Source organism: Endozoicomonas sp. ONNA2, from assembly GCF_024606365.1.
In the GTDB taxonomy this organism is placed as follows: Bacteria; Pseudomonadota; Gammaproteobacteria; order Pseudomonadales; family Endozoicomonadaceae; genus Endozoicomonas.
The window spans coordinates 1-12,251 of sequence record NZ_JAHHPO010000552.1 but is presented as its reverse complement, the minus strand read 5'-3'; the positions used below and the strand labels follow the sequence as shown (position 1 = coordinate 12,251).

Sequence of the window (12,251 nt, the reverse complement as noted above, 5' to 3'; positions counted from 1 at the left end):
CATGGCTGCAGGAGCAGTTGCCGCGCAGGGCAGTCTATTCTCGGACAGTCTCCCGGGAAATGGCCATGAATAATACTCTTCAAAGCTCTGGTAAACGTTCTGTTGGTGCATGGATTAATAGTGGCGCACCCTGGGTCTGGCTGAATGCCGGTGCGGTTGCTATCAGTCTGGTTCTGGTGATCGGGCTGTTGGGGTTGATTGCGGTGCGCGGGCTGGGGCACTTCTGGCCGGGCCAGGTCATGGTGGCGGATTACCAGCCCCCCGGGCAGGCCATCAGGATAGTCGCCGGAGAAATGACCGACAGTGAAGAGGTCCCCGGGTCCCGCCTGGCGTCGTCCGGCCTGGAAGTGGCCGATGGGCAGGCGCTGTATACCCGTGATCTGTTAAAGCAGGGCAATCGGGACCTCAGTGGTGCTGACTTTGTCTGGATCGTTAATGAGTGGCTGAGTAACCGCCAGTACCCGGAAGATATCATGGTGCTTGAGCGTCGGGAGTGGGGCAACTTCTACGGTTTCCTCGAGTCGGTTCAAGAGGCGGGCGTCACCGTCGCCAGCGGTGAATCGGCCTGGACCGTTTTCCAGGAGCGTCTGGATCGGGCGCTGGCGATTTATCAGGCAATCTACCAGATTGAAAAGCACGACATTGGTTCAATTAATGCGGAAATAGAGCAGTTACGGTTGGCCGAGCGTCGTCTGGAGTTGAGCGGTGATATGGACCCTGTTCGCCGGGCACAGATTCAGGCTGAACGGAAACGGCTGAATCAACAATATCAGCAGCTGGAAACCCGACTGGGTGATCTTTACCGGGCGTTTAACCGTGACCGGTTTGTGGCCAGAACCGTGGATGGACAGACCCTGGAACAGCCTGTCAGTAAAGTGGTTCGTGCCTATCAGCCCAATACCCTGTCATTGACCGACAAAATCGGCTTCTACTTTGACAAGGTCGGTGAGTTCATCCTGGATGACCCGAGGGAGGCCAATACCGAAGGTGGCGTATTTCCCGCCATTTTCGGTACCATCCTGATGGTGATTCTGATGTCCATTATGGTGACGCCTTTCGGTGTCATCGCTGCCGTCTATCTGCGGGAGTACGCCAGCCAGGGCTGGATGACCCGGGCCATCCGGGTGGCTGTCAATAACCTCGCGGGGGTTCCCTCCATTGTTTACGGGGTCTTTGGTCTGGGCTTTTTCATCTACTTTGCCGGTGCAAAAATCGATCAACTCTTGTTTGCCGAGGCTCTGCCCTCACCCACCTTTGGTACGCCAGGGCTATTATGGGCATCCATCACCCTGGCGCTGCTGACCCTTCCGGTGGTGATTGTCGCCACGGAAGAGGGGCTGTCCCGCATTCCCCGCTCCGTTCGGGAGGGGAGTCTGGCCCTCGGTGCTACCCGGGCGGAAACGCTCTGGCGGGTGGTGCTGCCCATGGCCAGTCCGGCCATGATGACGGGGTTGATCCTGGCGGTTGCCCGTGCTGCAGGTGAAGTAGCACCACTGATGCTGGTGGGTGTGGTTAAATTGGCTCCCGGCTTGCCGCTCGATGGTAACTACCCCTATCTGCATCTTGACCAGAAGTTCATGCATCTGGGCTTTCATATTTTTGATGTGGGTTTCCAGAGTCCGAACGTGGAAGCCGCCCGGCCCCTGGTGTACGCCACTGCATTGCTGCTGGTGATGGTTATTGCTGTGCTGAATCTGTCCGCCGTTGCTATTCGTAACCGGTTGCGGGAAAAATACAAGAGCCTTGAGGACTGAATACGATGTCTGCCGACGCGTCTGTGCACCCTGGTCGTGCTGAACAGCTTTCCGGATTTTCCGGGGCTGTTAATCCTGAGTCACCTGGCCGTTCTGTACTGAGTCTTGAAGATGAGCCGACCAGTATGGCGGTATCTGGTCTGAACCTGTTCTATGGTGAAAAGCAGGCGCTGTTTGATATCGCCATGCAGATCCCGCAAAAGCGTGTAACGGCGTTTATTGGCCCTTCGGGCTGTGGTAAATCCACGCTGCTGCGCAGTATGAATCGGATGAATGATCTGGTGGATGGCTGTCGTGTGGATGGGCAGATACTGCTCACCAATGCTGGCGGTGAGCAAGAAAATATCTACGGGAAATCCGTCAATGTGGCTGATCTTCGTCGTCGGGTGGGGATGCTGTTCCAAAAGCCCAACCCATTCCCGAAGAGTATTTATGAAAATGTTGCCTATGGCCTGAGAATCCAGGGTATTAATAAAAAGCGGGTGCTGGATGAGGTTGTGGAGTGGGCGCTGCAAGGGGCGGCGCTCTGGAATGAAGTGAAAGATCGTCTCCATGAAAGTGCCCTGGGCCTGTCCGGTGGTCAGCAGCAGCGTCTGGTCATTGCCCGGACCATTGCGGTGGAGCCTGAAGTGTTGCTTCTGGATGAGCCTGCATCGGCGCTCGACCCCATCTCTACCCTGAAAATTGAAGAGTTGATCAATGAGTTGAAGACCAGGTTTACCATTGTGATTGTCACCCATAACATGCAGCAGGCGGCACGCGTGTCAGATTACACCGCGTTTGTGTATATGGGGCGGATGATTGAGTATGGTGACACCGACAGACTGTTCACCAACCCCCGCAAGAAACAGACTGAAGACTATATTACCGGCCGTTATGGCTGAGGTTCTTCCTGAATTTCAGCGGCCCCGAAGGAAAACTCATGGCTAACCAAAGCGATTTGCTCACCCACCATATTTCCCGGCAGTTCAACCATGAACTGGAAGAGCTACGAAATAAACTGTTGTCCATGGGCGGCATGGTTGAAAAGCAGGTCAGTGATGCCATTGAGTCACTGATCAATGCCGACAGTGACCTGGCCGCTGTGGTCTGTGAAAAAGACACCTCCATCAACTTTATGGAAACGTCCATTGATCAGGAATGTTCCAGAATTCTTGCCCGTCGCCAACCAGCCGCCAGCGATTTACGGCTGGTTCTGGCGTGCACCAAAGTGGCCTCGGACCTGGAGCGCATTGGGGATGAGGCGGCCAAAATTGCACGGTTCGCCATAAAACTGTCGGAACAGGGGGAGGCGCCCAGAGGTTATATTGAGACCCGTCATATTGGCAGCCATGTCCGGCAGATGACCCGGGATGCCCTGGATGCCTTTGCCCGTTTTGATGCAGGGCAGGCCCTGGCGGTGGCCAAAGAGGATAAGGCGGTGGATCGGGAGTATAAAAGTGCTACCCGGGAACTGGTCACTTATATGATGGAAGATCCCCGCTCCATTACCCGTGTTTTGAATATCATGTGGGTATTACGCTCCCTGGAGCGCATTGGTGACCATGCCAGAAATATTGCGGAATACGTTATTTACCTGGTCAAAGGAAAGGATGTCAGACACATTGGTCTTAAGCGGATGCAGGAAGAGGTGTTTGATCAGCCGTTGGATGATTGAGGCCGTAAGTAGTTAACCAAATGAAATCGTATTTTTTGACTGTGTTTTAATTTAAATGGTTCGGGGATTAAATTCCCCTTTTTAATTTTTAAATTTTTTTTAAATTTTTTTTAAATTTATATTTCCCCGATATTTTCAATCAGCCATTTTTTATTTTGCGCTAATCTTTAGATATTAATACCTTTCAGGCAATCATGTTGTTTGTTTCTGAATCAATCTCTTGTAAGAAAACACGGATGAAACAATCAGCAGGTAGCTATGAATCACTCCAGTACCATGCATGACGGCTGGGATATCCCTGATAAACAACCCCCCGGCAGCGATGACCTTCTTGAATGCCTGGCCTTGCTAACCCGCCATTACGGAAATCCTTATTCACGGGAATCGTTAAAGGCTGGACTGCCTTTGGAAAATGGTCAGTTTACAGCCGAAGTATTTATCAGAGCGTCTGAGCGAGCTGGCCTGGCTTGTAAAATTAATAAAAGAGAGATTGCAGAAATATCTTCACTGGTTGTTCCTGCCGTTTTGTTAATGAAAAAGCGTAAAGCCTGCCTTTTGTCTGACATTGACCATGAACAAGGCACTGCTCGAATTATTATGCCGGAAATCGGTGAGGGCGCGAAAACAATCAGTATTGAAACATTAAATGAGTTTTACAGTGGTTATGTCATCTATGTCCGTGAAAAGCATCGTTATGATCGTCGGACCCGGCAGCAATTAACGGTTAAATCCAGGAACTGGTTCTGGGGAACTATTCTGGGTTCATGGAGAATTTATCGTGATGTTTTACTGGCATCACTGCTGATTAATATTTTTGTGGTTGCCAGCCCGCTGTTTGTTATGAATGTCTATGACCGGGTGGTTCCCAACCTGGCATTCGATACACTCTGGGTTTTGGCCATGGGTGCGTTTATTGTTTTCAGTTTTGATTTTATTCTGAAGATGGTGCGCAGCTACTTTATTGATCTGGCCGGTAAAAAGTCTGATATTTTGCTCTCTTCTGCCATCATGGAGCAGGTTCTTGGGTTAAGCATGAAGGCCAGGCCCGCTTCCGTTGGTTCCTTTGCCAAAAACCTTCAGGATTTCGAAAGTATTCGAGACTTTATTACTTCTTCAACGGTAACCGCCCTGGTTGACCTGCCATTCACCTGTATCATTCTTTTCGTAATATTTATGCTTGGTGGGCCGGTAGCTCTGGTGCCTTTGATCGCGATGTTTATCATTGGCCTTTATAGTTTCTTCATTCAGGAACCGCTGAAAAACTCCGTTGAAAAAACATTGCGTTCCAGTCAGCAGAAAAATGCCACATTAATTGAAAGCCTCTCAGGTATGGAAGCCTTGAAAATTGCCCAGGCTGAAAGTGATATTCAGTACCGATGGGAAAAAGCCGTAAGCCATATTGCCACCTGGAGCATCAAGACCAAACTGATCACGTCTTCTGCCACCAGTTTCAGTGCCTACGTTCAACAAATAGCGAATATCAGCATGGTGATTCTTGGGGTTTATCTGATCGCTGAAGGCGAGTTGAGCATGGGGGGGCTGATTGCCTCGGTTATGCTGTCTGGCCGTTGTCTGGCACCGATGGCACAGATTGCCGGGTTGGCAACCCGCTATAACCAGGCCAAATCGGCTCTGGACGGTCTGAATCAGATTATGGACATGCCAACCGAGCGCCATGAAGACAGGGACTATGTGAATCGTCCACATCTGCAAGGCAGTATTGAATTTGATGGCGTTAACTTTGCCTATCCCGAGCAGGAAGTTCAAGCCTTGAGAGAGGTCAGCCTAAGGATTAAGGCCGGTGAAAAAGTTGGGATTATCGGGCGGATTGGCTCGGGAAAGACAACCATCGAAAAGTTAATACTGGGTCTTTATGAACCGGGAGATGGCGCGGTTCGGATTGATGGTGTTGATTTGAGACAGATCAATCCCACTGACCTTCGTTCCAGTATTGGTTGCGTTAGTCAGGACATAACACTGTTCTACGGCTCAATCAAAGACAATATAACCCTGGGGGCAAACCATGTTGAAGACAGCCAGTTGCTTGAGGCGGCTGAAATTGCCGGCGTAACGGAGTTTGCCAATAAGCATCCTAATGGGCTGGATATGATCGTGGGTGAGCGTGGCCAAAACCTGTCGGGAGGACAACGACAAAGTATTGCCCTGGCACGTGCCCTGCTGATGAATCCACCAATTCTGGTGATGGATGAGCCATCCAGCGCTATGGATAACACCACAGAGCTGCGAATGAAGGAGCAGCTGAAAACCCGGTGTAGCGGCAAGACGTTGATATTGGTTACCCATAAAGCCTCAATGCTGGATCTGGTGGATCGTTTGATCGTAATGGACAGTGGACGTGTCATTGCGGATGGACCCAAGGAACAGGTTCATGCGGCGTTAAGGCAGGGCAAACTCAAAATAGGATAAGCTGGCATGAGAAGCAGCGATGATAAGGGCGTGAACGGCTCGACAGTGGCTTCTGGCATTAAGTCTGAACCGTCAGCAGGCCGTAAAAAGAAGTCGGCTGCGTCAGAACAGGATATGTCACACCTGGAATTTAACCTTGCTGATAATAGAAAGCAGAGTACATTTCAGGATGGTAAGCGCAAGGCCTCTTCAGAGAACATAGAAGACTCAGTGTTACCGGAGGATATGGAGTATATCTCTGATACCAATGTCGCTGTGTTGATAAGAACGCCAAAAGGTGGCCGTTTACTGATATACACTATGTTGCTGGCGCTGTTTTGTGCCACTGCCTGGGCCAGTGTTGCCCGGCTGGATGAAATTACCAGGGGGTTGGGGATCGTCATGCCATCCTCCCGGTTGCAGGTGGTGCAAAATCTCGAAGGTGGGATTCTGGAGGAAATTTTTGTCAAGGAAGGTCAACGGGTGCAATCCGGGCAACCATTGATGCAACTTGATGATACCCGTTTCTCTTCCAGCTTTCGGGAAAGTGCCATTGAGTATTACAGTGAGCTTGCCAAAGCGGCCAGACTAAAAGCCGAGTTGTCTGGTGAAACATTGGGCTTCCCCGCTGAGCTGGACGACTACCCGGCGTATACGAAACGAGAGCGGGACATTTTTTATCAGCGTGCCGACCGCTTCATTGCAGAACTCAATGTCGCCAAAGAGCAGGCTGTTCAGGCTCAGCATGAGTTAGCCACCACAAAAGATCAGCTGAAATTTTTGACCACCAGCTTCAGACTGGGACGGGATGAACTTCGTTTAACCGTTCCTCTGGCAGAGCAAGGTGTTGTCTCCAGGGTTGAATTGATCCAGTTAAGACAACGGGTGAATGACCTGGAGTCACAAAAGCGAAAAACTGAGCTGAGTATTCCCAAGCTAAAAGCGGCCTATCAGGAGGCGCTGTCACGCAAAGAAGAGGTTGTTCAGGAATATCGTGCTGACATTGTTCAGGAACTCAAGGAAACCGAAGTTCATCTGGATCAGTTGGGTGAGTCTAATCATGCGCTTGAAGACCAGGTCTACCGAACGCTGATCAGATCCCCCATGGATGGCATTGTCAAGAAAATCCATGTCACTACGCTGGGTGGGGTGGTTCAGCCTGGTATGAGTCTGCTGGAGATTGTCCCACTGGAAGATAACCTGATGATTGAGGCGCAAATTCAGCCAAAAGACATTGGTTTTCTGCGCCTGGGGATGAAAGCTATGGTTAAGCTGACGGCCTATGACTTTGCTATTTATGGTGGGCTGGAAGGCGAGGTTGATCACATAAGTGCTGATACCATCAAGGATGAGAAAGGCGAGAGCTTTTATATTGTCCGAATCAAGACAACAAATAACTTTGTCGGCTCAGAAGACAAACCGCTGGTGATTATTCCCGGTATGAGAACCAATGTGGACATTATCACTGGGGACAAGACGCTGATGGCTTATCTGCTGAAGCCTATTCTCAGGGCCAGGCAGAATGCGTTGACAGAAAGATAAACAGGAGGAGAATAACATGAAAAAATCGTTCAGGCTGGTTGCCTGCAGTTTCAGTATTCTGGCGTTGTTCGGATGTGCTGCAAAAGTGCCGATACCGGCAGCCATGAATGTAGAGTTGGTTAATGAACCGCCAGATAGCAGTAAGTGCCAGTTTCTGGCCGAGATAGTGGGTTCCCAGGGGAACTGGTTTACCGGTGATTTTACCTCCAATAAAAATCTTGTTATCGGTGCCAGAAACGAGCTGAGAAATCAGGCTTATGAACTCGGTGCTAATGTTGTCTACATTCAGGACATGAAAAACACCAATGCCTATGGCTCATTAGGTACCACCAATACGACAGCGGTAGGAAAAGCTTACCGATGTAACTGAATCAGTGGTATTTCCCGCCTTACTCAATGATTGTATCCGGTGCGATTCGGGTATTGTCCAGTTGCCACTGTTCAATATCTGAATCTTTTATGATGGTTCCGATAAAACAACTCTTGCTGAAGTGAGCATCGGTCAGGTCGGTGTGCTCGATGAGCCAATGATTCAGATGGCAATGGTTAAATGTTGGCGCACTTTCCACGCTGAAACAGTCGGTGAAAACACCTTCATTAAAACTGACCTTATTGAATACGGTATTATCAAATTGGGCATGGGTTAAACTGACACGTTCCCAGACACACTGAGATATTTCGGTATTGGCCAGACTGACAGACTGCAGTTCACAGTCAGCCATGGTTACTTCATTCATTGTTGCCTCGCAAAAAGAGGGGCCCTCATCAAAGCTTTCACACCCTCTGAATGATGTATTGTTAATCGCCGCATGGTTGAATGATGTTTTGGTTAGCGTACAGTGACGAAACTCCATATCCTGAATCTCTGCGTGTGAGAAATCCGTATTATCAAAGAATCCGTGGATGATATGGCTGTTGTATAGACGTATTTCCCGGCACAAACTGTTGTGGAAGGTTTGTGCGATCATATCACAGTTCTCAATCACCGCTTTATCCAGCATGGCATGATCAAAGTTCGCTGCTGAGAGGTCGGTATCAATGACTCTGGCGTTGGTCAGGTTGGCGTGGCGAAGGTCAGCCCCATTCAAATTACAGCCATCCAGAATGCAGTCCCGCAGATCGGCGTGGCGAAAATCGGCACCACGGAGGTCACAGTTTTTCCAATAAACGCCACGCAGTTTGCCGGACCGGAATTTGCAGCGTTTCATCCGGCTGTTTTTAAAGCGCATGCGCTCCAGATCCCGGTGGTTCAGGGACAACCCGGTAAAGTTTGATTGATCCGGCGCGGTCCATCCCGGGTGAAGACTTTCCAGCAATGCCCGCTGTTGCCCAGCCTGCTCTTTTTCCTGCTCAAATTGAGGTACCGGGCCTGATGTCTTTTGGATCTGATACTTGCCAACCCCTTTTTTTACCAGAACGCTGTTATTGGCTGTTAAACCAGAGGTTTTGAGCCCATCGGTATCCAGAATGTTGTGGTAACCGGACGTTGCTGAAGCTTGCTTGTTTTGTGAAGACTTCTTTTTTGAAGACTTCGACGAAGGGCGTCGTTTTTGTGGCACGGGTGGAAATCTCCGGACGAACATATTTCATTCTGAGTCGCCCGGATAGGTGAAAGGTTTAGTCTTTCCTGGTATTTCCCGAACGGTTTCTTAGCAGCCGAAGGGCATTGGCAGTAACCAGAGCTGTGGCACCCGTGTCGGCAAGTACAGCCACCCAGAGTCCGGTCATGCCAAGCAGGGTAGTGACCAGGAATACAGCTTTACTGCCCACGGCCAGAAAAATGTTCTGGCGGATAACGTTCATGGTGGCCCGGGAAAGCTCGATGAGGTCGGCGAGTTCTGCCACCCGGTTATGGGTAAGCGCACAGTCTGCAGTTTCAAGAGCGACGTCGGCCCCCGATCCCATGGCAATGCCGATATCTGCCGTCTTCAGTGCCGGGGCATCATTGATACCGTCACCGATCATGGCAACCCGGCCTTGTTTTCGCAACGACTCTATCTCTGCGGATTTATCGCCGGGCAAAAGACCTGAGCGATATGCCATTCCCAATTGGCTGGCGATGGTTTTCGCAGCTCGAGGATTATCACCAGTGAGCATGATACTGTTGATACCCATGGCTTTAAGGGATGCGATGGCATTCGGTGCCTCGGTTCTTGGGTCATCCCGCAAGGCAATAAAGCCCACCAGATCCCCCTCAACCGTTACTACCGCAATGGTATTCCCCTGCTCCTCAAGCTGTTCCAGCTGTTGTTGAGCGCCTTCAGTCAGACTGTCGTGTAAATATCGTGGGGAGGCAACAACAACCGTTTTGTCTTCAACCTGGCCCTGAACGCCCAGCCCGGCTTTGACCTCAATCTCCCCAGTGGCAGGGAGCCTGATATTCATCTCTAGTGCCCTGGCTACGATAGCTTTGGCCAGTGGATGTGTTGAGCCTGACTCAACCGCTGCAGCCAGTCTCAGGACTTCTCGCTCCGGGTTGGGTGTTGAATAATCAAACGGTGTTATGTGAGTGACGACAGGCTTGCCTGCAGTCAGTGTGCCGGTTTTATCAAAAGCGACCGTTGTTACCGAACCCAGTAGCTCAAGGGCGGCACCACCTTTGACCAGTGCACCATTGCGAGATGCCCTGGCCAAGGCCGAGGTAACAGCAGCAGGCGTTGAGATCACCAGTGCACAGGGGCAGGCGATCAGTAACAGCGTCAGTGCCTTATAAATCCATTCTATCCAGGGCTGGCCAAATGCCAGTGGAGGAACCAAAACCACCAGTACCGCCATAAACATCATCAATGGTGTATACCAGCGGCTAAAAGCATCAATAAAACGTTCAACTGGCGCTTTTCGCTCTTCTGCTTCTTCGATCAGGCGGATTATACGGTCAACGGCGCTTTCTCCGGGCTTTGAAATCACCTTGAGTCGGGCTACCCGATCCACCGATAGAGAGCCAGCCATCACATGCTCGCCGGGGTGATGTTCTACAGGGACGGATTCTCCGGTTAGTGCACTTTCATCGAAGCTAACGTTAGCCGTCAAGAGTTCACCATCAACGGGCAGACGACTGCCCGGTAATATTTCGATGATGTCTCCGGGTGTCAATGTATGGGCAGAAACCTCTGTTTTATGCCCATACTTGTCAATCTGGCAAGCCGTTTCCGGTGTCAGCGCCATCAGCTTTCGGACACCCTGCCGAGCCTTTCCGGCAGCAAACGCTTCCATATGCTCACCGATCATGAACAGCAGAAGCACCATGGCAGCTTCAACGGTTTCACCCAGAAACAGAGCACCAGTGGCAGCAGTGGTCATCAGGGTTTCGATGGAAAAGGGTGAGCCGTTCCTGGCTGATTGCCATGCTTTGGTGGCAACAGGGTAAAGCCCCCATAACGTGGCCAGATAAAAAAAACCGTTGCCAGCAACGGGAAAGACGCCCTGAACCAAGACTGCGATCAGCATAAATAAGGCCAGTGACACAATGCGCCAGTATTTTTTCAGGAAACAGTCAACAGCCGTTTTGGAAGCGTCGTCGTCTTTAACCGCAAAGCCCAGTTCTCCCAGGGTCTTAAGGATGTCATCACGGATGCCTGCCCGATTTTCAACCGCTACCAGCAGGCGCTCTGTTGCGAATGTGACCCGAGCCTGAGTAACACCATTGAGCCCTTTTACAGCATTCTCAATTTTAGTGGCACAGCCTGGGCAGTCCATGCCTGTGATGGTCCAGCTTAGTTGCATACCACCGGAAACTGTAGAAGTCTGATGTTCTTTTGTAGCAGCTTCTGATCGGGTGTTATTGCTGCAGCATGAAGATGCAGTACAGCTTATTTTCACTGTGTCACTCGTTTTCACTGTGTCACTCGGTGGGCTTGTACTTTGGCTTACTGGGCAGGATGACATGACTTCACTCACAATAATATAAGAATAATTTTATATAAATATAATTTTATGCATCTGATGCGTCAAGCCATGAAAATGCATATCGTTCAGTAACATGATGCGATTATTGAGCGTCTGTTCGGTTTATCCTTTCTTATTATGTATCAGCGCTTACACCTGTGTTTGATTTACGTGGAGTATTGCAGCAACAGCTTCGCAGAGAAATCCACTGCTAAGCTAAATATCATAAATAATGGATTTTTGAATAAGGCTAAAGGTTATCAGGAGAAAAAATAATGAGCGTTAATCCCACAGATTCTTCCTCACAATTGATTATTTCAAATAATGAAGGTGTGCCCGACTCTCCGGGTAAAACAGCTGACAATAAACAGGTGACTTCCACTGAGGCCACCAGGCAGATACCCGCAGCACCGGGGGAGAAATCTACACCAACGACCTCACTGGCGGAGCGAAAAATAGATCTTGGTTCAGACATTGCCACTGCAGATGACTTTATGGCAAGCATCAAGGAGATGAAATATTTTGCTTCGATTCAGGACTTGATAGATGAGTGTGAGAAATTCAGTACTAATGGCATACAAAACGGCGCGTCTGGATTAAACCCTGCCACTCTCGCCAGTGCCTCGTTAACATCTGCCTTTAACTCCATAAACTATGCCAGTGGTGAAAGAATGGAGGCATACGATTTTAATGGCAATTATTGCGTGAATACGACTCCTGCCGAGGGTGCAACTACCCATGGGGCAAAAGTCCACCTTGAAAATGCATTCGACCAGATCAAAGAGATGCAAAAACAGGAAAACAAGCTAAGTGAGTTTTCCAGTGTGGATATTGCCTTGTCTATGGTTTTACCAAAGAAAAGGTCCATGCTCCGACCTCATATTGAAGCAGTTTTCAGCATCCAGGAAAATAAACTCAAGCAGTAGGCTGTGCTCTCAAGGTAGACATTAAGCCCACCCACCGCACAAAGGCCTAATCTTGTACGCCCTGAACAACCATCCCGCGCA

General features: G+C 49.9%; 9 protein-coding genes. 7 read left to right on the top strand and 2 right to left on the bottom strand.

What is annotated here, in order from left to right; translation table 11 throughout:
• The first annotated feature begins 65 nt into the window (after nt 1-65).
• The 6 genes from pstA to KDK14_RS09680 all read left to right on the top strand — a co-directional run bounded on the left by pstA (nt 66) and on the right by KDK14_RS09680 (nt 7,729).
• Nucleotides 66-1,754, top strand: a complete 1,689-nt coding sequence (pstA, locus tag KDK14_RS09705) for a phosphate ABC transporter permease PstA (protein WP_257264899.1) — start codon at nt 66-68, stop codon at nt 1,752-1,754.
• Between the two features lie 5 nt (nt 1,755-1,759).
• On the top strand, nt 1,760-2,638 hold the full coding sequence (pstB, locus tag KDK14_RS09700) for a phosphate ABC transporter ATP-binding protein PstB (RefSeq protein WP_257264898.1): 879 nt from the start codon (nt 1,760-1,762) through the stop codon (nt 2,636-2,638).
• Between the two features lie 38 nt (nt 2,639-2,676).
• Nucleotides 2,677-3,411, top strand: coding sequence for a phosphate signaling complex protein PhoU (gene phoU, locus KDK14_RS09695; RefSeq protein ID WP_257264896.1), 735 nt, complete (start codon nt 2,677-2,679; stop codon nt 3,409-3,411).
• Nucleotides 3,412-3,669: 258 nt separating this feature from the next.
• Nucleotides 3,670-5,838 (top strand): type I secretion system permease/ATPase, encoded by a 2,169-nt coding sequence (locus KDK14_RS09690; RefSeq protein ID WP_257264895.1) that lies wholly within the window; start codon nt 3,670-3,672, stop codon nt 5,836-5,838.
• Between the two features lie 6 nt (nt 5,839-5,844).
• Nucleotides 5,845-7,359, top strand: coding sequence for an HlyD family type I secretion periplasmic adaptor subunit (locus KDK14_RS09685; RefSeq protein ID WP_257264894.1), 1,515 nt, complete (start codon nt 5,845-5,847; stop codon nt 7,357-7,359).
• Between the two features lie 16 nt (nt 7,360-7,375).
• On the top strand, nt 7,376-7,729 hold the full coding sequence (locus KDK14_RS09680; protein ID WP_257264893.1) for a DUF4156 domain-containing protein: 354 nt from the start codon (nt 7,376-7,378) through the stop codon (nt 7,727-7,729).
• A gap of 19 nt (nt 7,730-7,748) precedes the next feature.
• On the opposite strand, the gene KDK14_RS09675 is transcribed toward KDK14_RS09680, so the two are convergent.
• Both KDK14_RS09675 and KDK14_RS09670 read right to left on the bottom strand, forming a co-directional pair.
• Nucleotides 7,749-8,918: a pentapeptide repeat-containing protein gene (locus KDK14_RS09675; protein ID WP_257264892.1), complete on the bottom strand. Its 1,170-nt coding sequence runs from the start codon at nt 8,916-8,918 to the stop codon at nt 7,749-7,751.
• Between the two features lie 58 nt (nt 8,919-8,976).
• On the bottom strand, nt 8,977-11,244 hold the full coding sequence (locus tag KDK14_RS09670) for a zinc/cadmium/mercury/lead-transporting ATPase (RefSeq protein WP_257264891.1): 2,268 nt from the start codon (nt 11,242-11,244) through the stop codon (nt 8,977-8,979).
• Nucleotides 11,245-11,519: 275 nt separating this feature from the next.
• Here KDK14_RS09670 and KDK14_RS09665 point away from each other — a divergent pair, with 275 nt between their 5' ends.
• A complete protein-coding gene (locus KDK14_RS09665) occupies nt 11,520-12,170 on the top strand; it encodes a hypothetical protein (protein ID WP_257264890.1) in 651 nt (216 codons plus the stop codon).
• The last annotated feature ends 81 nt before the right edge of the window (nt 12,171-12,251 follow it).

Bases quoted from the DNA above. Each gene is read 5' to 3' on its own strand.
- pstA (WP_257264899.1), top strand. From the start codon at position 66: ATGAATAATACTCTTCAAAGCTCTGGTAAACGTTCTGTTGGTGCATGG.
- pstB (WP_257264898.1), top strand. From the start codon at position 1,760: ATGTCTGCCGACGCGTCTGTGCACCCTGGTCGTGCTGAACAGCTTTCC.
- phoU (WP_257264896.1), top strand. From the start codon at position 2,677: ATGGCTAACCAAAGCGATTTGCTCACCCACCATATTTCCCGGCAGTTC.
- KDK14_RS09690 (WP_257264895.1), top strand. From the start codon at position 3,670: ATGAATCACTCCAGTACCATGCATGACGGCTGGGATATCCCTGATAAA.
- KDK14_RS09685 (WP_257264894.1), top strand. From the start codon at position 5,845: ATGAGAAGCAGCGATGATAAGGGCGTGAACGGCTCGACAGTGGCTTCT.
- KDK14_RS09680 (WP_257264893.1), top strand. From the start codon at position 7,376: ATGAAAAAATCGTTCAGGCTGGTTGCCTGCAGTTTCAGTATTCTGGCG.
- KDK14_RS09670 (WP_257264891.1), bottom strand. From the start codon at position 11,244: ATGTCATCCTGCCCAGTAAGCCAAAGTACAAGCCCACCGAGTGACACA.
- KDK14_RS09665 (WP_257264890.1), top strand. From the start codon at position 11,520: ATGAGCGTTAATCCCACAGATTCTTCCTCACAATTGATTATTTCAAAT.